The organism is Proteus vulgaris (assembly GCF_033708015.1).
GTDB lineage: Bacteria > Pseudomonadota > Gammaproteobacteria > Enterobacterales > Enterobacteriaceae > Proteus.
This window is the reverse complement of record NZ_CP137920.1, coordinates 3,621,717-3,647,438: the sequence shown is the minus strand read 5'-3', so window position 1 is coordinate 3,647,438 and position 25,722 is coordinate 3,621,717. Positions and strand designations below refer to the sequence as shown.

The window sequence follows — 25,722 nt, the reverse complement described above, 5'->3', positions numbered from 1 at the left end:
ATATTTTAATTATAAAAATAATGTATTTATATTTATAAATATAGACGTGTGTTTTATTAAAGTAATTAATTAATGGTTGATTTAGAATTCTATCATTAATTATTCATCATAGATGAAAGGATTAACATTATGTCAGTATATGAAAAAATGTCAGAAAAAGAACTTGATCAATTAGCAAGCTATATTGTTTCTATTGTTCAAAATGGGACATCACTTAAGGATGAAGGCGCTATCCCAGAAGGATTTATGGAAGGAATTTATTCATTTGCGTATGATTTTTACCAGAAAGGAAAACTGGATGAAGCAGAGGCTATTTTTAAATTTTTATGCCTCTATGATTTTTATAATGTTGATTACATTATGGGACTCGCCGCTGTTAAACAATTAAAAAAGCAGTATCAAGCAGCTATTGATCTTTATGCATTAGCTTATTTAAATGCAAAGAATGATTATCGACCTGTTTTTTATGCGGGACAATGTAACTTATCATTGGGTGAAAAAGAGAAAGCAAAATATTGCTTTGATCAAGTTTCAAAGAATATTAATGATCTCTCTATAAAAGAGAGAGCGAATGTTTACTTAGAATCATTGAAAGATATTCCTCTTGCTGTTTTGAATACCGAAAAGGAAGAACAGTATGATTAAAGTTAATAGTGATAGCACTGTATTATCTACACCTTCAACTTCTAAAGAAGTGGAAAAAGTAAATAAAGATAGTGTACTACAAGGAACAAAAATTAATGCGGCAAGTGAGCATCTTGTCGCATCACAATTTAAAGAGAAAGAAAATAATTTATTGGCTCCTTCTCTTCGTGTACCTCGTGAACAAAAAAACAATAATATAATAATCAATGTTCAAGATGATATTAAAGATCAAATAACGACTTTCTCATCACAAAATAAAAATATAAAAAGTGAAGTAAGTCAATTAAATAAAAGTGATATTGAAAATAAAAATACCGACTTTCTTACTAACAAGAATCATTTGTATGATCAAAAGAGAGAAGATAATTCAATTATATCTAAAAAACAATCATCATCCACACCTTCAAAACCAAATCAATCAAAGAATAAAGATTATAATTTTTTATTCCTGCAATTGTCTTATCAAAATATCATTGATCAGAATGTATTAGATAGAATTAAGGATCCTGATAAACTTGATCATTATTTAAATAAACTAAATGAATTATCTCAAGGCATTGATGGTTTAAAGGAGAAAATAAATTCACTAGTAGATGAAATTAAAAATAATAAAAATGCTTATATTGATTATTGGATGGAAATTTATAGTCAGATAAAAGATAAAAAATTTAAAACAGAAAAAGATGTCGCGTTTTTTTTAAAAAACAATAAGATACCTAATTCATTGATTAAAGAATTACTCTCAGGGAAAATTAAATCTAAAGAAGATATGGAAAAGTTAATTGAAAAAAACTTTCCATTTATGAAACTCCCTACTGATATTTCAAAAACGCCATTGGATGAATTAAATGGGGTATATGAAAAATTATCCACTTTCTTTGATGATGTTTTTAAGTATATGCCTGACATTCCTATGAGCGATGATAAGTTAAGTAAAATTACGACACATCGCGATGAATTAAAAGCATTAATAAATAAAAAAGAAAATAAGTCAGTCAAAGGAAAACTGGAAGAAATAAGAGAAACATATAGAACATTGACAGTTTCACAAAGTGCTTTAGAGCTTGAAATAATGTCTGACTCATTATCGGGAATGGCATTACTCACTTTTTTATTGGCTAAAACACGAGAACTTACATTAAAGGTGATGTTACAACGAACTGAAAATGAGCAAAAACTTTTTGAAGAAATGCAGGAAGTGACGGAAAAATCACTAAAAGATAAAATTAAAGATCAAAAAGCTCAACTTAAAAAACAAGAAGAAATTCAATATTGGGCAGGCATAGGCTTAAAAATTTTAAGTGGATTACTCGCATTTGTTGCAGGTGTTGCTTCTATTTTTACGGCGGGTGCTTCGATGGTATTAATGGCTGTTGCTATAACATTATTTGTGGCTGATGTTGCCTTAACTGTGGCTGATGAAGTGGTTCAAGCTACCACAGGTAAATCATTTATGGATGAAGTTATGGCTCCCATTTCTGAATCCATTATGAAAGCAATAGATAAGATTGTTGATTTTCTTGCTGATGCCATTAATAGCACTATTGATGGATTAAAAGCATTTGGTATAGATAAGAAAGCCATTGAAGAAATGAAAAGTGCTATTCAAGAAAAACTAAAAATGGCACTACAAATTATAATTGCGATTGTTTTATTCGCTGCTGCAATGGCATTAAGTTTTGTTATTGGTCCTATAATGAAAGGCATTACGGATGTTGCAAATAAAATATTTAATCAACAAATGAGAAATACATTAAAAAGAGTATTACACGATACCCTTGAAGCTGTATTAGGCAAAATGATTAAAGAAATTATTATACAAGCAGTCGAAGAAGCCATGGAAAAAATTAATAAGCAATTGGCTAAGGATATTTCCAAAAAAGCGTCGATTATGCTAAATCGTACTGTCGTTGTATCTAAATTAGTAAATTCAACGGCAACAAATGCAGTTAATATTTATAGTACTGTCATTTCAGCTAATATTTTGCAATCGGTGGCGGATAGTAAAAAATTAGATGCTATATTAAATTTAATTCAAAAATTGATGGATAAGATAATGGAAAGCTATCATGAAAGTATTGATGCTATAACCGAGATTTTAAAAAAGATGAGTGAAGGATCATCTATAAGTAATAAAGTCAAATCAGATATGATAAAGAGTATGTCTTTTTAATACAGACTATTTTAATGAGGTTTATATATGAAAGTTACTAATGATCATGCTTTATCTAATAATTATAAAATTGAGAATAAAAAAGTTATTAAAGATGAGAGTAAATTTGATAATGAAAGTTCAGTTAACAAAATTGTATCTAAAGTAAATGAACTTATTGCGATAGCAAAAGATAATATAAGACCTGTTTTAACTGAACCAGAAATAAAATCACCCGATATAAAAAAAATAACAAAAGCACTTGAAGTTAATAATGATAATGATATTTATGATGATGTTAAAAATTCAGGTGTAGGATCTTTTAATTTCTTGTCAGACGACATGATGAAATTAATTAATTTAATGGTTAAATATTTAGAAGCGATGATTAAGAAGTTTGAGGCATCCAGAGAAATGGGTGTTATGTTGATGAATATTGAGCTAAATATTGCAGATCAGATAAAAGAAAATTTAGATAAAAAAGCAAATATTATGATTGGTGCTGCAATTACCAGTGCTGGTGTTTCAATGGCAATACATGGTATGGGAGCATTTACTTCTGTTAAAGGTATGGGGAAAGATCTTATTGGGCATTCTAATCCGACAATGATTGGAGGTCATTTAATAACGTCTACAGCTGATCCTCTTGCTAGAGTTGCCGATCAAACTATACAATCTCGAGGAATTATTCTTGATGGTGAACAAAAAGTACTAGAAGCAAGAGGAAGTATTAATAATCACGTTATTAATAATAATAATGAAATACAACGAGAAATAACTGAAGTTATAAAAGCGTTATTGCAAGCTATTGAAGCTGTTATTCATGCTCAGCAAGAAGCGGCTTCTGCTATTGGTGCTAATGTAAAAGGATAAATTAATGCCTAAACCTATTGATTCAAGTTTGCATTATATACCCAATTCTTTGACAACATCTTCACCAACTAGTGATGCTACTTCCTCTTCAGAAAATAAAAAAGAAGATTTTAATAAAATAGATGAGTTAATAAAAAATATAAAACAAAAATATAAAGACTTTGATTTTGAAAACTGGATAGCTTGTAATGATTTAAAAGAAAAAACAGAGAGGGAAATATTTTTTTTCCTCTCTGAACAGTATAATAAAAATATGATAGGAAGTAAAAGATGTTTAAATTCAATAAATGACTCATCACCATTGATAAAAAGTACTCTTTCTAATTATGGTTATCATACAGACTCATTAAGTGATTTTTTTCAAGAAGTGAAGCAATCTATTGTTGTTGGTAAAAATGATTATTTAGATGTTTTGAAAGATATTTTCTCTCGTTATATGGATTATGTAAGAGATTTAAGAACTGCCATAACTTCCTTAAGTAAATATTCTAAAGCAGCAAAAAAAGATGGACAACTGGCTGTTGATTTTATTGAATTTAAGAAAGAATTAGAAAAAACAAAAAATAACTTTATTAAAAAATTCGAAGGAAATCCTTTTTTTAAAATTAATTTTAAATTTGAATATGATAATGGATTCTATATTAGAAGTATAGAACAGAAAAAAATAAGATATTCAAATAGATCACAGGTTGATCATGCTTTAAATTCAGTTGACAAATTATTGAAGAATATTAAAGGAGTTAAATTAGTAAAGAATGATAATTCATCAAAAACAAATAACGATATCAATATTGATTTTGTTGTTGATATTGATTTTGATGATTTTGATAAGATTATCAATGAAGTTAAGAAAAAAATACCAGATAAAAAAATATTAACAGATGAAGAGATAGAAAGTAAAAAGGAGAGCATAATTAATGGTTATCATAAGGACCTCGCAACAGTTAGCATATATATGAGTTCTGAATTAAAGAAGAAAATTGTAAGTGGATTTGAGTCAAGGGCTAATGAAGAAATTAAAAGATTAAAAAAAGAGCGGGATGAAGAACAGTTTAATAATCTACTACAAACAGAATTTGATTTATTTAAAAAATCACTTGATGCTTTAGAAAAGAAGATTAATAGTAATTTAGATGAACTATCTAAAAAATATAGCTCTGCAAATAGCAACTATGACAATTTTGTCAAAATTGTCAGCAATACAATAAATGTATTATTAGAAATGGCCAAAGGTTTTTTGCGATTCTAAAAATTTATATATTTAAATTAACAATTATTTTTAGAGAGAATGACTCAACAATGCTAATATTAATACTATCTATAATTATGAATTTTTATTTCAAACGACTTATTTTATTTAATTAATATAAAAGGTTAATATTATGCCAACTATTATTGATTCTAATATCTATCAAAGTAATAAAAAAATAGATTTAACACCAAAATCATCTAATAAGATTGAATATAATAAAGATGATTTTTTAGATAATGCGCATTTTTTGCTAGAGGATGTAAAAAGAGAGTATCAATATATTTCTACTAATGAGCCTCAGGTAAATAAAATATTAGAAAACCTATCACCAAAAGAAAAAGGTTTTTATCTTGATGAACAATATGTAAAGAATTACATTAATCAACAAAAAAACTTAAATAAAATTAATCAAATTTCTGATGTTGTAAATATTGATCAACCAATTGATAAGTATCCAACGGACTCATTAAGTGATTTATTTAATGAAGTTAAAAAATCCATTATTTTGGGTAAAAATGATTATTTAGATGTTTTTAAAAATGTTTTTTCCAAGTATATGGATTTTGTTAAAGATCTTAGAGAAAAATTAGCTGAGCTAAGTACGGCAGTAAAGGCTAGTAGTAAAGATGGATATATAAATATTGACGTTAAGAAATTACTTAATAACTTGAATATGATAAGTGCAAATTATTCAGATAATAATATTCTTAAAATGGATATGTCTTTCAAAAAAGAGAGTGATGGTCGATATTCCAGAGTGGTTAATGGAGAGAAAATATATTATAAAAATGTTGTTGAAGCAGAGAATGCTTCTTTGGAAGTACTAAAATTATTAAATCAGATTAAAGGTGTAACATCAGAAAGGCAAAATCTTTCATCATCTGTTCAGCCTAATCTGTCTTTTTGGTTTGATGTGAATATCGATTTGTCGGGAGTGGATAAATTAATAAACTATTTAAAAGCAATGCCTCAAGATCCTCATGATATTTTACAAACAGAATTTGATTTATTGAAAAAAACATTGGATGCTGTCGAAAAACAGGTCAATACGAATCTTGATGAGCTTTCAAAAAAATATAGCACGGCAAATAGTAACTATGATAATTTTGTTAAAATAGTGAGTAGCACTATGGATACATTATTAGAAATGGCAAAAGGATTTTTGCGATTTTAATTTTTTATATTGAGTAATATTATGGACAATAAATTTATTTTAAGGACAAAAAGAGCTGATATTAAAATAAATATCAGCTCTTAAATTTATGATTGATAAATTAGAATTTATATTCAACACCTAACCAATAATTGCGACCATCTTCCATATAACCTTGTGTGTATTCATAAGATTTATCAAACAGGTTGTTTACTGAAGCATTAGCAGAAACACCATAACCAAAATTGTAATCTAAACGAAGGTCAGTTTTAGCATAACCTGCCAGTTTGTTATCTTCATCAATACGGTTATAAGTCCAGCCTTGTGCTTCTTCCATAATGGTAACGCGAACTTGTTCTACTGGAATAAACGTCATCCACATATAGGCTTTATGTTTTGGTAAGCCTTCAATATGTTCGATTTGTTTAGGATCACTGTGGATATAGCTGTAGTTTAAACCAAGCTCTAACCAATCTGTCACATTGCCTTTAGTCCCTAAATCAAGACCCATATAGTTAACGCGTCCACTATTTTGGTTTTGGAAAAATGCGTTACCATCGCGATAAACTGTGTGTGCCATAATCGCATCACTGACACGGTTATAGTAAATGCTAGTTTGGTAGCCCCATTTATCTGTAATGTGTCCTTTGTAGGTTAAATCAAAAGATAATGCACGTTCAGGATCTAAATCAGGATTAATAATCCCTTTTGATCCATCTTTCGGTTTTTCAGTGGTATAACGCTCTTTTTGGGTAGGGAAGCGACTACGATCAGACACAGAGAAGCGGACTGAGTCATCATTGGCTAAAGAATATTTAGCCATCATTTCCCAGTTAAAAGCGGTTTGTTTGTTGTCATTAGCCCCTTTATCGGTGTCAATACTGTCACGCCAGTCATAGCTAATGGCACTCACTAAATCGAGATCATTGGTGACAACCCATTGGTATTCTGTGGCTAAAGACCAGGTTCTGTCTTTATAACGCATCCAATCACCGCCTTTCTCTTTTTGAGCGCGATGAACATCATCTTTCCAATGTGCGGCAAAAGAGAGTTGGTCACTGTCACGTGTATCGATACCTAATTGCAATGCAGCGCCCGTGCTGTAGTCGTCATAGTGACTATAGTCAGGGATACCACCTTTTTTAGGATACATATAGAGGGTGTTTTCGAATTTATCGTGGTATGCACGGCTTTGTAGATTAATACCATCGGTAATTTGAGTGATACCGCTATAGTAATAGCTCTCTTTATTGTAATCTGGCCATGCCCAATATTTAAATTTACCTTTACCTAATGTTGATGGTGGACTATTTTTTTCACCGTTTTGTTTTACATAAGTTAGGGTATATTCGTCAGAAGCGCGTGGCGTCCAACCGACTTTGAGCATCCCTCGTTTATCATCCGTCGCTGAATTATTCCGACGCCCATGAGTCCCTGCTACTGCATTATTTTCATCAGCACCGGGGATTGGTGTAAAGCGTTGTTTTAATTGACTTCCACTAACTTGAATAAAGCCTAAATCATTGCGGGCACCCAAACGAGCACTCATGTTATGTGCATAATCAGCGCCGCGAGCAAAACCTTGAGAATAAGCAATGCTTCCTTCTAATGGTTTTTTCGGTGTCGCCGTAGTGATATTAATTGCACCTCCCATTAAGTTAGGGCCTTGCAGTAATGAGGTATAACCTTTGTTTACTTCAATACTGGCTAGATCGTTAGTGGTAAAACGCGCTAAGTCTAAGTTGCCATCATAAGGAACATACGTTGGAATACCATCAAAGAAGACAGGCACTTGACGGCTATCAAAACCACGCACTTTAATGGTGTATTCATTACGGTTGCCTGATTTTTGCATCACAACACCGGGTAGGGTTGCAATGGCTTGTGCTGCATTCACTTTATTTTGTTCAAGCATCTGCGCTTGCGTTAACACGTCTGGATTGGCAGCAATAGGGCTACTCCAAACGGTTAATAAATCAGGCGTTGATTGACCATAAGTGGTATCAGCGATTGCAATACTTGGCAGTAAAGCAAGAGATAAACAGTAGCATAGAGGTTTTAATTTCATCATTCCAATCTCAATTTTTAATCTATATGTAAATTTTTATATAACGAATGGTGCAAAATAAATGAATAAAATGAGTACTGACAATGTGTTAGCACTCATTTTGTGTATTATTGATAAAATATGTAAATACTCACTTACTTATAATGTATTGTTTTTTTATTTAATTTTGGGATAAAGCCGAACTTTAATATCGGTGGGTGAGGCATAATAGGGTGAAGACGTTACCATTAAGGTGATGCCCGTTTGCGCATATTTCTCGATAGTATTGAGGTTAATGCCCCCTGCCAGCGATAAGTGACAATGAGGCGCAATTTGAGACGCTTCTTGTTGTAACTGTGAAATATCTTTAAGAGAGAATTTATCTAGCTGTAAAATATCAGGTTGTGCTTTTAGCGCTTCTCTCGCTTGTTCAATATCGTCAGCTTCTACAACAATACATTTTTCAGGTGCGGCTTGGCGTAATTGCTTGACATGTTGCGTCCAATTATCCGGCTCTGCTAAAAATCGACGATGATTAGCAAAGAGTAAGATAGTTTCAGAACAACCTTGGCGATGAATAATCCCACCGCCCGCAAGTACTGCTTGGGTTGCCAGTAGTTTGGTATTAGGGATATTTTTACGTGTACACGCTATTTGCCCTTTAGGTTGGTAGCGATGATAGATTTCCAGCATTCTTGCCATATAATCACTCACGCCACAACTCCATTCCAGCACGTTTTGTACTACTTTCCAGCCTTGGTGTAGCGCATCAGCACGACCTTCTGCCGTGATTAAACAATCCTCTTTATCAGCAAAATCACCATCTTGCCGATGTGCAGTGACGACCAACCCTAATTTTTCTAATAAACGGCAACCTAGCGTGATCCCACTGACACAGCCTGCTTCACGGCGTGTAAAGGTCATCGTACCGAGTTGATCACCAATATTGAGCGCTCGGCTAGTGAGATCGCCATATTGGATATCTTCCATCAATAAGTTATCAAGAAAGGCATCAGGATAATAAATCATAGGGTTAGCTCACTTTCAGGGACGACATCCCAAGAAACCATCGCCCAATCACGAGTTGGTGAAATCAGTGAAACACCTTTTTCAAGGCTTTCATGATAGTAATGAGTTAAGCGGACAATTTCGTCTTTATTTAAAGGTCCTACGGAGAAGTTGATGCCTTCGATAAATTGCTCAAGGCTATTGAAATTACTCTGACAGTTACGGCTACGAATATAATCCACTTTAGGGTGAATACCCATTTGGTTCAGCATGTTTACAGCATAAATATACGTGGGAAGCGTAGGAACATTTCGACCCAGTAAGCGAATAATGCGTTGATCAACAAAGGTTGGAGAAACGGTGTGAGTGGTATAAACGCGTAGTTTAGCTTGACGATTAAGCTTTAAGAGTGCAGCTTGTAAATCCATCACTAATGTTGAGCGTGAGGCAACAACGATATCACAATGAGGAAGATCATCCCAACTATCTTCCCATGCACAAGTGATAAATTCAGCGTGGTTAATACCCGCTTGTTTAGCTCTACGTTTAGCGACAGTTAACATACCTGTACTGTAATCAATACCAATGATTTTTTTGAATTTATCTGCTACATGAATGCTGATAGAGCCAGGGCCACAACCCACATCTAATAGGGTTTCAGCACCGGTAAAATCCATCATTTCACGAAATTTTATTAAATAAGGATCGCGAGGGTTGGCACAGGTTTCTGCCATTTTTTCAGCTCGCTTGTCCCAATGTGCTGGCTCTTTCTTGGTTCTTTCAGCCTGTATCATGTGATTTTTATAAAGTTCAGCAAAATCCGTGGTTTCAATTGTGTTCATATTCTTGCCTATATTCATTGTTATTATCCGAGTAGGCGTGAAAATGCGCCTGAATATCTGTGGGTTGTACACCGTAAAGGTGCGCTAAATTATTGGGTGTCAGCAAAATTTCAGGACTATTTTGCAAAACAGGGGTATGAGGTGTCAGTAAAATGACATCATCAGCCAAAGAGGCGGCGTGCTGAGGATGATGTGTAGACATAAAAACACTAATACCCAGTGTTTTTAATGCGTTAACTTGGGTAAGCAGTTTGATTTGATTACCAAAATCAAGGCTTGCGGCTGGCTCATCCATAATCAACAACTTAGGTCGTTGCACCAGTGCACGTGCAATTAAAACCATCTGTTTTTCACCACCACTTAAAGTATCAAAAGTTCGGTGAGCAAGATGAGAAAGCGAGAGCATTTCTAAGGTTTCCATTGCCATGGTTTTATCTTGTGCGCTAGGCATAGAAAAAAAGGAAATATGCGCTCCTCGTCCCATCACGACCATATCGATAACATTGAATGAAAAGGGGATATGTGTAGCTTGAGGAACATATGCTACCATTTTAGCAAGTTCTATTGGTGACCACTTACTTATGTTTTTGCCCGCAATATTAATTTCACCGTCAATACAAGGTATTAGCCCTAACAGCGTTCGCATCAGTGTCGTTTTGCCGCAGCCATTGGCACCTAATAAGCAGATGATTTGCCCTTGTTTAATGTGAAATGAGAGATCTTTAATTAAGGTTTTGCCTTTATAGCCAATAGCGAGCTGCTTTGCATTAGCAATGATCATGAGCCTTTCCTCGTTCTGAGTAATAACATTAAGAAGAATGGCGCACCAATGGCAGACGTTAAAATACCCAATGGAAGTTCAATATTGGCAATTGTACGCGCGAGTGTGTCTGTCATTAACAACATGATAGCTCCCACAAGTAAGGAAACAGGGAGTTGTTGGCTGAAGTTGGCGCCTACTAACAATCTTGCAATATGAGGAACAATTAAGCCGAGCCACCCAATAATACCTGCGATAGAAACGGCACTTGCTGTGATGAGTGTGGCTGACAAAATAAAGACAAGTCGAGTGATTTCGACATTTAAACCTAATGCTCTGGCTTCTTCATCGGAAAGACTGAGTATATTCATACGCCAGCGCAGTAAAATCAGCGGAATAAAGCCCACTAACATTAAAGGCGCCACAGATCGCAAATCAGAGGCAGTAATAGTTGAAAGCCCGCCAAGAAGCCAAAAGGTGATTGAAGGTAACTGAGTATAAGGATCGGCAAGAATTTTCATTAATGAGATTGCCGAACCACATAATGCACTAATGGCAATACCGACCAATACAAGTGAAAGTACGGGATCGTGCTGTTTCGCAAGTCGTGCAATAAAGTAAACGAGGGCAACAGTTGCTAATCCTCCCACAAAGGCGAAAAGTTGGATCGACAACATCGATTGTCCAAGAAAAATACCGAAGACGGCTCCGACACCCGCACCAGACGAAACGCCTAGAATATCTGGTGATACCAATGGATTTCGGAACATACCTTGATAAGCAGCCCCTGCAATTGCTAATCCACCACCTATTAAGATCGCTGCCAGAACACGAGGAAATCTTATTTGCCAAAAGACCGTTTCAGTACGGTTATACTCTGTATTGCCCGTCAACTTATTACTTACCAGCGTCCATAGTTCATTAGATGTAAGTGAATACTTACCACTGGTGAGCGCAATTAACGCAACGATGGCGAATACTATAAATAAAAGCATGATGCGTGCTGATTGACTCATGAATACCTCAGCAATTGCTGGCATCGCTCACTACTTAATGGTGTATGGTAAAAATGCATAAAGTAATTTTGTAGATCTTGAATGGCTTGATTTTCTATTCGAGCATCAAAATGGCTCTGTAAGCGGCGCATTCCCATTAAACGGTTGATACCTGGAGGTCCATCTAGCCAACCGAATGGCAAGCCTTTAAATAACAGCACTTGGTGGTTTTTAACGGCTTGAATGCTTTTCCATACAGGGTGTTGCATTATTTGCTGATAGGCATTTTCATCTTGTGTGATGATAATTTCAGGATCCCACATTAATAGTTGTTCTGGTGAAACATCTGTTAGTCCCTTGAAATTAGGGATATCTACCACATTTTCAAAACCTAAGGTTTCAATGGCTTCAGTATGGATGGAGTTTCTTGCACCCGTTTGCAACCCCTTTGCACCGCGAGCAAGGTAAAAACGTGGGCTTGTTTTTTGTGTAGAAGCAAACAAGGTAGCATCATTAAGATACTGCTCTGCAATGAGCGCTAATGTTTCTGCTTTTTCTGCAACACCTAATAAAGCTCCCGTTTGACGTAATTGAGCGGGACTATCCTTTAATGTGCCATCAATTAATACATAGGGTATACCGGTTTGATCAGAAACACGTTTCGCTAATGAACGATAGGTTTCATCCACATTACCACTATCAATAATGATATCGGGTTCTAACGCTAGTAAAGCCTCTAAAGAGAGTGTACTTCCTCGTCCTGATAAGCGCCCTAAACGGGGTAATTTACGCAGCTCATCTGAAAATAAAGGATTTTTTTCTAAATTAAGTGAGGAGAAACCCAATAGTTTTTCAGGCGCTAATGCGAGTAACAATTGATCAGTCGGAGGTCCAGCACTTATCACGCGATGGATCGTGGTTGATGCGGGAATATGCCCAAATTGTGCTGCAATGCGTGAGGTTATTGCTGCTCTTACCGTGTTCGGAAGTGCTGATAATGTCGCAATGGTTGTGAGGTACGTTAGAAATTGTCGTCTGTGGATCGCCATAAGTTCACACTATTTATTATTTTAGATTGATATCGTTATTTCATTAATTATATAGCGAAGAATACTATCTTTCCTTTGGTTTAAGTCAAGGGATCATCAGTCAAAATCAAATCTAGGCAGACATCTAAAAAACTTTATTCGAAATAGTGTATAACCTAGGGCTATAATCAGCGTTCTTGGAAAATTAAAGTGCGTATTAATACGAGTGTTTTTGGATAGTTGCGATATAAAATGAAGAAAAAACGCCCCTCATTACAGGATGTCGCTTCACGAGTTGGTGTTACCAAAATGACAGTGAGTCGTTTTTTGCGTAACCCCGAACAAGTCTCGGAAGCTTTACGAGAAAAAATTGCGCGTGAATTAGAGAGTCTTAATTATATTCCTAATCGCGCTCCTGATATTTTATCGAATTCGACCAGTCATGCGATTGGGGTATTACTACCTTCTTTAACTAACCAAGTGTTTGCCGAAGTTATTCGAGGCATTGAATCAGTGACCGATAAATACGGTTATCAAACTATGTTAGCGCACTATGGATATCGTGCTGAAAAAGAAGAAGAGCGTCTGCTTTCATTACTCTCTTATAATATCGATGGGCTTATTCTTGCTGAAAGAACGCACACACCAAAAACAATGAAAATGCTAGAGACGGCGGGTATTCCTGTGGTGGAGATCATGGACAGCGTTTCGCCGTGTTTTGATTCGGCAGTAGGATTAGATAACGTTGATGCTTCAGAACAGATGGTCAATGAGATGATCAAACGTGGATGCAAACGTGTTATCTACCTTGGCGCAAGACAGGATGAACGAACCTTAATGCGTTTAAAAGGTTATGAAAAAGCAATGCAAAATGCGGGTTTACCTGTCGGTAATGTGATGACACCAAAAAGCTCATCTTATTCATTAGGGGCTGAATTATTACATGCTGCACGTAAGCAATATCCTGATTTAGATGGACTTTATTGCACTAATGATGATATTGCGATAGGTGCTGTTTTTGAATGTCAGCGTTTAGGTATTGCCGTGCCAGAGGATATTGCAATATCGGGTTTCCACGGACATGATGTGGGGCAAGTGATGACGCCTCGTCTGGCAAGTATCTTTACCCCTCGTGATGAAATGGGGCAACAAGCCGCTGATTTATTGCTTAAACGAATGAAAGGTAAAATTGCGCGAGGTCAAGTGATTGATGTTGGTTTCCGTATTATTACGGGTGAAAGCATTTAAATATATAACTCATTGATATTAATTAAATTAATAATTTTACTAACCCTATTGTTATATGATTAACAATAGGGTTTTTTATTGAGATACCTTCTCTCTTTCCGTGTTATTACGTCCAATATTACAGTGAATAAAAAGAAGTTGATCAGATGTTTTGTTGTCAGTTTGTAGATCATCTTACTTTCATTTGAGAGTCACCTCACATTTTCACTTCTTAGTTGATCTTCGTGGTTGTATTCACCTTACCACTTCGGATATGTTACCCGTAACAGTTACGGGTAACATTACAAAAAAGACTTAATATCTGCCTTAAAGGAGCATTCTATGAACGATACCCAATCCCTACACCATGTTTTCATCTTAATGGGGGTATCAGGCAGCGGTAAATCTGCGGTCGCAAGTGGTGTTGCACAACGTACAGGTGCAGCATTTTTGGATGGCGATTTTCTCCACCCTCGCTCAAACATTACTAAAATGGCATCAGGCCAGGCTTTAAATGATGCAGATCGTAAACCTTGGCTACACGCATTAAATGATGCTGCGTTTGCGATGCAAAGAACCAATAATATTTCATTAATTGTTTGTTCTGCATTGAAAAAACAATATCGCGATATATTAAGAGAGGGCAATCAATGTCTGCACTTTTTATATTTAAAAGGTGACTATCAGCTAATTGAAAGTCGATTAAAAGCGCGTAAAGGGCACTTCTTTAAACCTCAAATGTTAGTGACTCAATTTGAAACCTTAGAAGAGCCAACAAAGGCTGAAAACGATGTGTATGAAATTGATATTTCAATGCCACTTGATGATGTGATTGAAAGTGTAATTAATAAGATTAATTCAGTCACGCAAGGGACTTTGGAAGGGGAAACGGTATGAGTACATTAACATTGGTGCTAACGGCGGTTGGCTCTGTTTTATTACTGCTCTTTTTTGTTATGTATGCACGTTTACATGCTTTTATCGCATTAATGATTGTTGCTATTGGCGCGGGTATTTTCTCAGGTATGCCTTTGGAGAAAATCACACAAACTATGCAAAACGGCATGGGAGGAACTTTAGGTTTCCTCTCTATCGTTGTCGCGCTAGGTGCAATGTTTGGTAAAATCCTGCACGAAACAGGGGCATTAGACCAAATTGCCGTGCGATTATTAAAATACTTTGGTGAGAAACGTGCTAACTACGCATTAGGTATTGCGGGTTTAATTTGTGCTTTACCTCTGTTTTTTGATGTTGCTGTTGTCTTATTAATTGGTGTTGTATTTGCCGTTGCTCGCCGTACTGGCGGCAATGTGGTGAAAATGGCGATCCCTCTCTTTGCGGGTGTTGCCGGTGCGGCAGCTTTCTTATTGCCGGGACCCACGCCGATGCTGTTAGCTGATCAAATGAATGCAGATTTTGGTTGGATGATCTTAATTGGCTTATGTGCGGCTATTCCGGGCATGTTATTAGCAGGTCCAATCTTCGGTAACTTTATCAGTCGTTATGTCACCTTAGCATTACCAAAAGATTTATCGGAACCGAGTTTAGGTCAGAATAAAATGCCTTCTTTTGGTTTCAGCCTTGCACTTGTGTTATTACCTTTAGTTCTTGTGGGATGTAAAACCATTGGTGCGCGTTTCGTAGAGCAAGGTTCAACGCTGTACAATATCCTTGAATTTGTTGGTCATCCTTTTATTGCTATTCTTGTCGCTTGTTTAGTGGCTATTTACGGCTTGGCAATCCGTCGTGGAATGAGCAAAGAAAAAGTAATGGAGATTTGTTCTGCAGCCATCCAACCTGCGGGGATCATTTTATTGGTGACAGGGGCTGGTGGTGTCTTTAAGCAAGTTTTAGTCGATTCAGGTGTGGGCCCTGCATTAGGGAATGCGTTAATTGGCGCAGGTATGCCAATCGCCGTCGCATGTTTTATTCTGGCAGGTGCAGTACGTGTTATTCAAGGTTCAGCAACGGTTGCTTGTTTAACCACCGTTGGTTTAGTTTTACCTGTTATCAATGAGTTAGGTTACAGTGGTGCTCAAATGGCGGCATTATCAGTATGTATTGCAGGGGGCTCTATTATTCTTAGCCATGTTAATGACTCAGGTTTCTGGTTGTTTGGTAAATTTACGGGTGCGACAGAAGCACAAACCTTAAAAACATGGTCATTAATGGAAACTATTCTTGGTACAACAGGTGCTGTGATTGGTATGATTTTCTTCTCTTTTCTTTGATCTCTAATCTTTGTGTTTCAATTATTAGCGCGTCTTTTGACGCGCTTTTTTCATTGCTATAAATGACTATCAAATATGACAGAAAATGCTGCACATTTCGTTAACCTATAGGTTTCTTTATTAAGTGGGCTCATTTAGGACTATCATATATGGTTGACTATAATTCGCTTTTTATTAAACACACGGATTGTAATATTCATACAATCACGCTTATACGTGATTCGATTTTAGCATCAAGTAATAAGCTACAAGATAAGCTGAATTTACTCGATGAGATGGAACATCTCTTCAGTAGAATGTTAGATAATTCTCGCTTATTAACTCAATTTTTGAATGAGGTTGATACGCATTTTACGCATAATCGAGAAGAGATAGAAAATTTCTCTGGTTGGCTAAAAAAAATTAAAGAGAGCGCCAGTAATATTGATAGGCTTTCCAGTCAGGCGAATCTTTTATCAATAAATTCAGCGATTGAAGCAGGGCATATAGGACGAGAAGGTGCTGGATTTTCAGTATTAGCCCAAGAAATGAAAAAGTTATCATTAGAAATCCAGAAACAAGCTTCTTCTATTGCTAGCATTAATAATAATTTAGGCGCTCGCTTTATTCCTGTTAAAGAAACCACGGAAAAAAACCAAGAACAGGTTCAACAAATAAAAATTCAAGTTGAAGAAGGGCATCAAAATTTAACCTCATTGTCAGAGCAAGCAAGCGAGCTCAAACATATTTTTACCTTTATTTCGATGCAGCAATTTTTTAATACCGTCAAACTCGATCATGTTTTATGGAAAGAAGCTATTTATATCCATTTATTAAATAAAGATGATGAGCACTGCGTTAATCAGCACACTGAATGTCGATTAGGGAAATGGTATTACCAAGGTGATGGACGGAAATTTGCAGGTACAGAGGCTTTTCGTCGCTTAGAAGAGCCACATAAATTAGTCCATGAATGTGGACGCTTAGCATTAAGCGCCAATATAAATGGTGATCAAGAAGCCGTAACGCAATATATAGAAGGAATGGAACAAGCCAGTGTTGATGTTATCAAATATATTGATGCTTTATTAAACTCCGTGACTTACTAACTCAATTAGATAAATAAAAATCAAAAAGGAGCGATAAGCTCCTTTTTTGTGTGTTGAACAGCGTGGATCAGCCTTTGTTTATTAACGTGTTCAATTGACTATAAAGTGTATTGGCGCTGCTTTCGTAACCTTCGCGAGAAAGATGAACACCATCTGGTCTTGCTAAATCATACAATGCCCATACTTTTATTGAGCATTCGCCACCCATATAATTACGCCAATCCCAGAAAAGGGTTTTCTCTTGTTGGGCGACTTCTTTTTGAATTCTGACAATATCACTTAGCCATTGGGGTTGTTGTGAACGGCAATCAAGCGCTTCTTTATTTTTGACTGAATCAGAAGGGCCAATTAATAAAATGGCACTATTCGGCGCTTGCTGGCGAATTTGGCGAATTTTATCCGTAAGCTGTTGACGGTAGGCAACTAAATCAAAGGTATCATTAAAGGCTTCGTTTGTGCCATAAGCCAAAATCACCATATCAGGATGTAATTGCCCTAACGTTTCAGTCCACTGTTCTCCCCATTTATCCATCATATTGATCGTGGCACCGTTAATGCCTAATGAAGAAAGCATTACGCCGGGCTGTTGATTGGTGATCAACCAACCGCCTAATTTAACAGGTTGGTTTTTGTTAACGGTAATGTTAACAGGGAATGTTATGGCTGTTGGGTTTGAAAACTGCCATTTACCTTGCGTTTGCGATAGTGACAGTATTTTGCTTGTCGATGACTGTACATTCACTTGCGCTGTTGTTGGCGTTTTATAAAGTGCTTGTAACTGATAGCGCTGTTGAGTGACTGGATTTTCATATAACTGTAATTTTGCCCATTTTGCTTGAGGTTCACTAATAAAACCCCCTAATGGGAAATCAGGATCGCTATCTTTTCTGCTTGAAAGCAGTGTCCATGCTTTTTTATCACTCTGGTATTGTACGTTTGCAATACGCTGACCGGCGATATTTGTCGGAGGAATAAAACCAATACCACCATTACCATAATCAGTCTGAAAACGTTCACGCAACTTACCACTGAAAAAATCAGCCGCAGTATGGGAATCTCCTAACTGAACAATATGTACAGTTTGGCGACCTTGCTGTAATTTTTTAACAAAATCCGCAAAGTGAGGATCATGATAGTTATAAAGCTGTCTTGAACCATCAGCGGGTAAGACTGTTGGTGTAGGTAGCTTGACTGTTTTTTCAGTATCTTGGTTACAAGCAACTAAGAGTGAAACTAAAGCCAGTATGATTGAACTACTGACTAACGTTTTACGCTTAAGGATGTGCGCTAAGTGTTTCATTTACAATAACCGTGTTTTTATCTTTTACATCATCGACTGCATTATCTTCTTTAATTTCTTCTTGAAGATGAATACGTGAGAATACGTGTTGGGCAATAATTTGCTGACCTTTTAAGCTAAAATGAATGCCATCACCCGCTCTTAACTTAACACGACTGCTACCATCACCCATATAATCAGAATAAATATCTTTTTCGTATTTAAACATATCATTGACGGATAGATAAATTTCACCCATTTTCTCAGCTTCTTCACGGTAAAGTTTATCAAGATATGCCATACCTTCGGATAACTTCTGCTTGCGCATATTCGGTGGTCCAACCCAAATAACCGTGACATTATTTTGTCGGGCATTTTCTATAATGCTTGCAATACGCGTACGGTAGACGGATTCCCATGCTTCACTCGCAAATTTTAAGTAACGTCCTCCGCCATCAGGCGGCATATCCCAAGGATCGTTAGGACCCAAAAAGACCACTAATAATTTAATGGCATCGTCACTGGCTAAACGTGTCGCAATGGTTTGTGGCCAATTGAAAAAACGTGGATAGGCAAGTCCTGTACTTTGTTTACTTAAATCGATGCTACTGATGTTGTAATCCGTTTGTAGTTGACGTTTAAGTAAAGGTGCAACACCTTGCATCATTGAATCGCCCGCAAATAACACTTTATCTTTTGGGGATAAGGTAATTTCTGTTTTGGGGACAATCGGTTTTAAAGCCTCTAATGCGGCATCCGATACATCCGTAACCGAATGGTAAGGTAACCCACTCATTGCTTGCTTACGCGCTAATAATTGAGGAAAGCGTTGTGTTAATTGTGATGCTGGTCGTGTATAACCGTTAAAGAAGTGTAGACCGACAGCAAAGCCTTCAGGAAGTTGCTCAGGCACTGCGCTTTGTACGATGGGTTTTGCTTGATTATCAGGGTGGTGAACCCGTAGATAATCACCATAGCTTTCTACCGCAATGAAGACACCATCACGTAGTTGCCCACCCACTTGCCAAGCATAATAGTGAGAAAGCCCAGACCAAGGTGCAGGGCGATGATATTGTTGTTGCCAAAAACGCTCTAGTGATGTTTGGTTCAGCCAAATCAGAAAGAGGGTGCTAAATAGCACCATTAAGGCAACTTTTGCTGTCTTTTTTAAGTTTGAGCAGAAATCAAAAGCTGGCATAAATAAATCCTGGCACCCCATCTGGAGACAACATGAAAATAATCGTGAGGATCAACGCAAGTGGTAGCGGATAAACATACCACGGCACTTTTTTCTCAAGACGAGCCACAATATCCTTTAATGTCACAAAGCAAGGATAAAGTAAGAAAAGTCCCCAGAACATAAAGAGGGTTAAGCCTTCTGTTTGTAATGATGCCCAAGCACCTGTACTAAAGAGTTGCTGTATTAAGACTAAAGCATCTCCCACCGTTTGACTGCGGAAAAAGATCCACGCAAAACAAACAAAGTGGAACGTGATTATCCATGACAACAACATATTTAATGACGATAGTGCACTCGGAGGGGCATTTTTCTTCGCAGGAAAGAGGCGGTGCTTAATATTCAATAACACCACACCAATCCCGTGAATAGCTCCCCAAATAATAAAAGTCATTGCTGCACCGTGCCATAATCCAGAAATTACCATTGCGGCAAAGGCATTAAAGTTCTGTCGAATCACACCTTTACGATTACCCCCTAAAGGAATATAGACGTAATCACGAATAAAGGTAGATAAACTAATGTGCCAGCGACGCCAGAAATCGGCTAAGTTTATCGCTAAATAAGGCGCATTAAAGTTACGAGGTACAACAAAGCCCAATAATAAGGCAATACCAGTAACAAGATTGGTGTAACCTGAGAAGTTGAAATAGATATGCCATGCATAGGCATAAACAGCTGTTAGCACTTGTCCACTTTGCGCTAAATCGGGGGCATTAAATACCGGATCGACATAGTTTGTTGAGAACCAACCACTTAACCAAAAGAGTTTTGCGATAGCTAAAACAATTAGCATTATCGCCCCTTTATAATCAATGATTTTACGTGTCGGTGCCTGAATTTGCGGGAGAAACTCTTTCGCGCGATTAATCGGACCTGCAACAATGCTTGGGAAAAAGCACAAGTAAAGAACGACATCCAAAAAGGGCGCTTTAGGGATCTCTTTTCGGCAAACAGAAACGACATAACTGACTGAATGGAAAATATAGAAAGAGAGCCCTAATGGCGCAAGCAACTCAATAAGAGGTAACTCAATACTGAGTCCCCATTGCTGGAATGCTTGTGTCAGTGTTTCTTGGAAAAATGAATAATATTTAAAGGCAGTAAAATAGACCGCAACGAGTAGTCCTAATAGCCAGTATATGACTTTAGAGGATGTGTACTTAGTTAATATATTCGCCAGTAAATAAATAAAGAGCGTATAACTTAATAAGATTATCGCAGGACGATAGTCCGCATAAAAAAGAAAAGCATAACTTACTGTAATCAGTAGGATATTTTGGATCTTGACGTGCTTTTGAAAGAGCCAGTATAGAATAAAAAAACTAACAAAGGCTCCGAGAAACTCGAATGAAAAAAAATTCATAAAGGGCTCTAAGGGTGTGATTTAAAAGTCATACCAAACGTGTTACCCCATATATTATGAATTCTAAGCAGGCTTTCAATCAAAAGATTATCTTGTGATAAATAAAAGCCACTTTTCTCTAGAAAGAAAAGTGGCTTTTTGTCAGATGAAAGCTTGTTAAAGCTTAACTATCTTGTTTCGACTGTAACTGAACTTGAGTGATCAGTTTTTTGTTTGAGTCGAACATTTCGGTCAGGTAATCGTTATAACTTGAACCCAATTCTGAGTAACCTTTCAAGTCAGTGATTAACTGGCGAGAGTCGAGTTGTTGCTGCGTCATTCTTTGCTGTGCTCGTGAGGAGCGCAATGAATTATAGGCGCGGTGCGTATTGAGATTACGCATATAAGCAATCACTGAGCCTTCAATATCCGGGTAGGCTGCATAGCCTTTGGTTTTCCCTGGAATATTATTGCAAGACTGACTCCCACATCGCATACCGAATAGATTATTATTTTGTTGTGCCAACTTCGATGTTCCCCAGCCAGATTCCGTTGCTGCTTGCGTTGCGACAAAGTGTGTCGGAATAATGTCAACGCGAGTTAATAACGAATCCCAATTTACTTTTTTCGGGCTGGTACATGTAACGCCATAGTATTGACAAATTTCACGCAATTTTTTCAAATCTGCGCTACCCCAGTGCTGGGCTTTACGTTGAGCAGTTAACCACTCACGATCTCTCAAAATCTTATTATTAACATTGTCAATAATAGGAACTATGACATTTAAAAACGCTTTCTTACGCTGTGTTCCCGAAGGGTATTTTTTCAAATCTGGCAACGGTGTTGACGTGCTTTTGAAAGAATACGCCTGCAGCATCTGGGAACTGCCGGTACTGGTTGAAGCAAAGCTTACACCAGTAAAGAGTAGTGAAATCAAGAAAGCGAAGACGGCACTTGTCCTCATCAATTGAGAGGGCATTGCTTCTCCTCGTTTAACTGGATAAAAATCGAACGAATACTAGCAAATTACTTTTTCCATATCTACAAATTATCACCTCACATTAGGATAACTACGAGTAACTTGTTAAATAAATGTATAAGTTTTACTGGAAAGCCTCGTTTTATAATTGCTTTTTTCCTTTAACAAAAAGTGCTTTTTTGTCATAAACTTAAATTTATCTTATGAAAAAAGATGTGACTTAACCTAAATTTAGTAAAAATAAGCGTTTTTAATGTGTCAATTTTGTTTGTTATTTAGTCAGTTTTTGTTGTTTTTGGTCTAGTTTTATTATCAATTTCACGTACTTTTTCTGTTAAATCAGTAAAATCCGCTTCACGCCAGTAGGTTTTAGGATGCGGTAAATTTTCCATATCGTCGGTTGGCCAAAGCTGAAATTCTGCTAATTGTTCTAGAACATAACCAGAATAAGCACTAGGTAACGTGAGGTAATGAGGCGGTGTTATTTCCTCGAAAGGTAACACGGGATAGCGCTGGTCTGAGATGTGATAATCACGCATTAAAACGAGAAATTTATTGGGAACTCGTTGCTGACTATCCCACCATTGTCCATCAATAACATCAAACCATTGTTGTGTTACTTGGCGAGGTTGAGCTTCTAATTGGTAAAGCGCAGAAGGAATAATACCCTGCATTGATTGATTATACTGTTCAAGGCTGGTGGCGTGACCATTCAGGATCAACGTGAGTGAAAGCCGCGCACCAATTAAGTTGGAGTAGAGATCTTCAGGTGAAAATGCAGAGATACCTTCGGAGAATCCCGGCACTGAACGAAAGCCATACCACTGTGCAATTTCATGCCATACCGCAAGGCGATAACCGAGGTGTGCGGCAAGATAAGCGCTTAAGGTATAACGTTCTAATTCGTTTTTAGGGGGCGTGAATGCATTAAAGTGGATTTTACGTTGTGCTAACTCATTACTGAGCGTTAATGTCCACGCTTGACCTAATTTTGGATAGATATGACTAAAGAGATAATAAGTGTAATCCGCAGTATCACGAATATGGGCGATATCAAGAAATCCCCCTTTGCGGGAATAAATTAGACCAGATTGTTCACTTCCTAAGCCTAAGACGGCTGCGGTTCCTAACCAAAAACTGTCGTTATAACGATGATTGCCTAGTGCAGAGGCCTCAACAACGTTATTAATACGATAAAAGGGAATAGGAATTTCGAACGCTTTAACTTTTAAGTTGTAACCAAAAGCACAACAAGGTCTTAAGCCATTGGGGGCTGTTAATGGTGCAGGTGTTTGCCAACGTTGAGTGGCTTCTTCGTGAGTCACACTATCAATATTGGCATGCAAAGATTTAACCGGTGTGACGTGAGTACAACCCGCAATAAATAAGAAGAGGATAATGGTGTTGATAAAAAGAAACCGCTTAAACATCAAAATGCTTCACCTACTTGAAAATAGAATCCTGTACTTTCTTTACCGATACCAAAATCGAGACGCACATTCATACGTGGTTTAAACTCAAATCGATAACCCACCCCGACACTGGGTAACCAATGACCTTTACCTAAATCACGCGCTTGGTCGCTTAACGTCCCCCCTCCAATCCAAAGTGCAATGCCATGGCGCCAATCCAGTTTTTGGCGATACTCTAATTGGGTTGAAAATACATGATTATCTTGATATCGCCCTTCATAATAACCGCGCATTTGGTGACCATTACTTAACTTAGAAAGTTGGCTCCAAGGCAGATCGCCTGATGTGAAGCGGGCATAATTATCAAAAGCTAAAACCGCACTGTCACTTAAAGGATAATAGTAGTTATATTGCATTTGTGTCACATTAAAGCGGTTATTACTCCCTGTATCAGGAGAATAGTGAGTATAGCTAATATCAAATGCCTGCCCTTGACGCGCATTAGGTAAAAAATCACGGCTATCGTAAGTAAAGCGGACACTTAACCCTGAGCTTGTGGTGCGTAAGGGTAAATCGCGCTTTTCCATATACGCTTTAAAGGGGACGTCTGGGGTTGCAGCCTGTAAATTTGAATAATCCCACCCTAAGCCTATATAGGTGTTTTGGGTGATTTGGCGCAATAAAGTCGGTGTTAAGTGCAACTCTTGAGAGCGGTATTCACCAAAATGATCTTTAACACGGCCTTCGTGATAACCTTCTCCCCAATAATTGGTTGGCACATTGTTTAACGAGCCAGTGAGATAAAAGCGCCACGTATCATCCGCAAGATAAGTGTAATTGCTAAAGGTCATGCCAAAAGCACCTGTCGAGGAACCAAAGCCACTTAACGAGAAAGAAGAGATTTTGCTATCAGGGCGACTATCGGCTTGATAAAGACCAATAAGAGCGATACCGACACCTAATTCTAATTCAGGCGTATAGAAAGGCCCTGGTAAAATACCCCAGTCGATAGTTTTACTGCGGTCGAAACTATTTTCTCCCCCTAAGCCCACTAACCATTGGTCTATTTGTTGTCTATCAGGGAAGAGTTGTGCTTGTGCTGTGTGTGAAGTAAAGAGGCTGGCAATTGCCAGCCCCAAAATAAAAGGGTATTTAACCATTAAAAGCGGAACTCACCGGAAACAAAGAAGCTATTACGGTTATTAAAACCGAGTTCTGTAATGACATTAAAGTTACGAGTGACTTCTAAACGTGCACCCACAGTTTGGCTCCATTTATGAGCAAGATGCTGTTCAACATCGAATTTCATACCAGGATCATCTAATGCTTGGATTAATCCTGCAAATGCGGGTGGAAGGTTTAATTTATTAATATCACCTTTAAAACGCTGGGTAATATCTTGGTACATCGCCCCTGTCCAGACTTGCAGCTTAGTATTACCTTGTCCCGCAATTAAAGGCTCAAAGACAAATTCATAACCGACACGAGGTGAAATAACCAAGGCTTTAATATCACCATCCAAAATATCAAGGTTCGTTTTGGTGTAGTTTAAATCAAAAGTAGCAAAGTATTGGTTATAACCGCCCGCTAAAGTAAAACCACCACCATAAGTATCACCTTTAAAATCGAGATCAAAAGGCATACCTTCGATAAAAGCTAAAGGGAAACCTAGAAAAGTACCGCCATTGAGCGTTGTTTTTGACGTACCTTTAGTGCGCCCATAAAGTCCATAGACATTCATAAAAGGGAATACCCAGCTATCGAGTTTTAGCATATGGGTTTCGCTTTTTTCTCGTGTATGACCGGCATCTATTTTTAGTGCGCCTGCTGTTTCTGGATTTTTAGGCATGATAAAGCCAATTTTATCCACGACGATATCTTGACGTAGATTCATATAGTTATAACCAATCCCAAAAGGCTCAGGAATATCATAACCACGGGCACGGGCTTCATCACCCCAAATCGGTAAAACACGAGATTGGCTTGCTGGGGTACGAGTATCTAATGAACCTTCATTATTTAAAGCAGTACCACCAGACTGGCTAACACTTAAAGAAAGCAGTGGGCGATCGCTATCCGCGTAAGAGAAGCCAGTTGCAAGAAGAGTGGCGGCTAATACCACCTTATTTAAATTGGAAAAGTTCATACATAACCCACAGAAAATTAAAA

At 37.1% G+C, this 25,722-nt stretch carries 22 protein-coding genes; 9 read left to right on the top strand and 13 right to left on the bottom strand.

Annotation, left to right across the window (positions count from 1 at the left end; all coding sequences use genetic code 11):
- Positions 1 to 129: 129 nt before the first annotated feature.
- The 5 genes from sicA to SB028_RS17040 all read left to right on the top strand — a co-directional run bounded on the left by sicA (position 130) and on the right by SB028_RS17040 (position 6,096).
- The gene (gene sicA, locus SB028_RS17060; RefSeq protein WP_069366947.1) at positions 130 to 645 is read left to right on the top strand and encodes a type III secretion system translocator chaperone SicA; all 516 of its coding nucleotides are present in this window, start codon (positions 130 to 132) and stop codon (positions 643 to 645) included.
- Positions 638 to 2,818 (top strand): type III secretion system translocon subunit SctE, encoded by a 2,181-nt coding sequence (gene sctE / locus SB028_RS17055; protein WP_318859671.1) that lies wholly within the window; start codon positions 638 to 640, stop codon positions 2,816 to 2,818. The genes sicA and sctE overlap by 8 nt, the downstream gene beginning before the upstream one ends.
- 27 nt (positions 2,819 to 2,845) lie before the next feature.
- Positions 2,846 to 3,670 carry a type III secretion protein gene (locus SB028_RS17050; RefSeq protein ID WP_069366945.1) on the top strand — a complete coding sequence of 275 codons (825 nt, stop codon included), beginning with the start codon at positions 2,846 to 2,848 and terminating at the stop codon, positions 3,668 to 3,670.
- Positions 3,671 to 3,674: 4 nt separating this feature from the next.
- Positions 3,675 to 4,919 (top strand): IpaD/SipD/SspD family type III secretion system needle tip protein, encoded by a 1,245-nt coding sequence (locus SB028_RS17045; protein WP_069366944.1) that lies wholly within the window; start codon positions 3,675 to 3,677, stop codon positions 4,917 to 4,919.
- Positions 4,920 to 5,052: 133 nt separating this feature from the next.
- On the top strand, positions 5,053 to 6,096 hold the full coding sequence (locus SB028_RS17040; protein ID WP_077885047.1) for an IpaD/SipD/SspD family type III secretion system needle tip protein: 1,044 nt from the start codon (positions 5,053 to 5,055) through the stop codon (positions 6,094 to 6,096).
- Between the two features lie 100 nt (positions 6,097 to 6,196).
- On the opposite strand, the gene SB028_RS17035 is transcribed toward SB028_RS17040, so the two are convergent.
- From SB028_RS17035 to SB028_RS17010, 6 genes are all read right to left on the bottom strand, one after another.
- Positions 6,197 to 8,143, bottom strand: a complete 1,947-nt coding sequence (locus SB028_RS17035; protein WP_069367024.1) for a TonB-dependent receptor plug domain-containing protein — start codon at positions 8,141 to 8,143, stop codon at positions 6,197 to 6,199.
- Positions 8,144 to 8,299: 156 nt separating this feature from the next.
- Entirely contained in the window at positions 8,300 to 9,151 is an 852-nt protein-coding gene (gene modD, locus SB028_RS17030) for a ModD protein (RefSeq protein ID WP_069366943.1), read from the bottom strand.
- The gene (locus SB028_RS17025) at positions 9,148 to 9,972 is read right to left on the bottom strand and encodes a class I SAM-dependent methyltransferase (protein ID WP_069366942.1); all 825 of its coding nucleotides are present in this window, start codon (positions 9,970 to 9,972) and stop codon (positions 9,148 to 9,150) included. The genes modD and SB028_RS17025 overlap by 4 nt, the downstream gene beginning before the upstream one ends.
- The gene (locus SB028_RS17020; RefSeq protein WP_069366941.1) at positions 9,959 to 10,753 is read right to left on the bottom strand and encodes an ABC transporter ATP-binding protein; all 795 of its coding nucleotides are present in this window, start codon (positions 10,751 to 10,753) and stop codon (positions 9,959 to 9,961) included. The genes SB028_RS17025 and SB028_RS17020 overlap by 14 nt, the downstream gene beginning before the upstream one ends.
- On the bottom strand, positions 10,750 to 11,748 hold the full coding sequence (locus SB028_RS17015; RefSeq protein ID WP_069366940.1) for a FecCD family ABC transporter permease: 999 nt from the start codon (positions 11,746 to 11,748) through the stop codon (positions 10,750 to 10,752). The genes SB028_RS17020 and SB028_RS17015 overlap by 4 nt, the downstream gene beginning before the upstream one ends.
- A complete protein-coding gene (locus SB028_RS17010) occupies positions 11,745 to 12,776 on the bottom strand; it encodes an ABC transporter substrate-binding protein (RefSeq protein WP_069366939.1) in 1,032 nt (343 codons plus the stop codon). The genes SB028_RS17015 and SB028_RS17010 overlap by 4 nt, the downstream gene beginning before the upstream one ends.
- Before the next feature lie 231 nt (positions 12,777 to 13,007).
- Here SB028_RS17010 and gntR point away from each other — a divergent pair, with 231 nt between their 5' ends.
- The 4 genes from gntR to SB028_RS16990 all read left to right on the top strand — a co-directional run bounded on the left by gntR (position 13,008) and on the right by SB028_RS16990 (position 17,301).
- On the top strand, positions 13,008 to 14,003 hold the full coding sequence (gntR, locus tag SB028_RS17005) for a gluconate operon transcriptional repressor GntR (RefSeq protein WP_069366938.1): 996 nt from the start codon (positions 13,008 to 13,010) through the stop codon (positions 14,001 to 14,003).
- Between the two features lie 321 nt (positions 14,004 to 14,324).
- A complete protein-coding gene (gntK, locus tag SB028_RS17000) occupies positions 14,325 to 14,879 on the top strand; it encodes a gluconokinase (protein WP_069366937.1) in 555 nt (184 codons plus the stop codon).
- On the top strand, positions 14,876 to 16,213 hold the full coding sequence (gene gntU / locus SB028_RS16995; protein ID WP_069366936.1) for a gluconate transporter: 1,338 nt from the start codon (positions 14,876 to 14,878) through the stop codon (positions 16,211 to 16,213). Before gntK ends, gntU begins: the two co-directional genes overlap by 4 nt.
- 149 nt (positions 16,214 to 16,362) lie before the next feature.
- Positions 16,363 to 17,301 carry a methyl-accepting chemotaxis protein gene (locus SB028_RS16990; protein ID WP_069366935.1) on the top strand — a complete coding sequence of 313 codons (939 nt, stop codon included), beginning with the start codon at positions 16,363 to 16,365 and terminating at the stop codon, positions 17,299 to 17,301.
- Positions 17,302 to 17,368: 67 nt separating this feature from the next.
- On the opposite strand, the gene SB028_RS16985 is transcribed toward SB028_RS16990, so the two are convergent.
- The 7 genes from SB028_RS16985 to SB028_RS16955 form a co-directional block, all read right to left on the bottom strand.
- Positions 17,369 to 18,601: an SGNH/GDSL hydrolase family protein gene (locus SB028_RS16985; protein ID WP_069366934.1), complete on the bottom strand. Its 1,233-nt coding sequence runs from the start codon at positions 18,599 to 18,601 to the stop codon at positions 17,369 to 17,371.
- The gene (locus tag SB028_RS16980; RefSeq protein WP_069366933.1) at positions 18,576 to 19,778 is read right to left on the bottom strand and encodes a GDSL-type esterase/lipase family protein; all 1,203 of its coding nucleotides are present in this window, start codon (positions 19,776 to 19,778) and stop codon (positions 18,576 to 18,578) included. Before SB028_RS16980 ends, SB028_RS16985 begins: the two co-directional genes overlap by 26 nt.
- Positions 19,765 to 21,183 carry an MBOAT family O-acyltransferase gene (locus SB028_RS16975; protein ID WP_069366932.1) on the bottom strand — a complete coding sequence of 473 codons (1,419 nt, stop codon included), beginning with the start codon at positions 21,181 to 21,183 and terminating at the stop codon, positions 19,765 to 19,767. Before SB028_RS16975 ends, SB028_RS16980 begins: the two co-directional genes overlap by 14 nt.
- Before the next feature lie 163 nt (positions 21,184 to 21,346).
- Positions 21,347 to 22,141 carry a protein bax gene (locus SB028_RS16970; RefSeq protein ID WP_069366931.1) on the bottom strand — a complete coding sequence of 265 codons (795 nt, stop codon included), beginning with the start codon at positions 22,139 to 22,141 and terminating at the stop codon, positions 21,347 to 21,349.
- A gap of 275 nt (positions 22,142 to 22,416) precedes the next feature.
- Entirely contained in the window at positions 22,417 to 23,571 is a 1,155-nt protein-coding gene (locus SB028_RS16965) for a DUF4056 domain-containing protein (protein WP_069366930.1), read from the bottom strand.
- The gene (locus SB028_RS16960) at positions 23,571 to 24,713 is read right to left on the bottom strand and encodes a BamA/TamA family outer membrane protein (protein ID WP_069366929.1); all 1,143 of its coding nucleotides are present in this window, start codon (positions 24,711 to 24,713) and stop codon (positions 23,571 to 23,573) included. The genes SB028_RS16965 and SB028_RS16960 overlap by 1 nt, the downstream gene beginning before the upstream one ends.
- Positions 24,713 to 25,699 carry a hypothetical protein gene (locus SB028_RS16955; protein ID WP_069366928.1) on the bottom strand — a complete coding sequence of 329 codons (987 nt, stop codon included), beginning with the start codon at positions 25,697 to 25,699 and terminating at the stop codon, positions 24,713 to 24,715. Before SB028_RS16955 ends, SB028_RS16960 begins: the two co-directional genes overlap by 1 nt.
- Positions 25,700 to 25,722 lie beyond the last annotated feature (23 nt).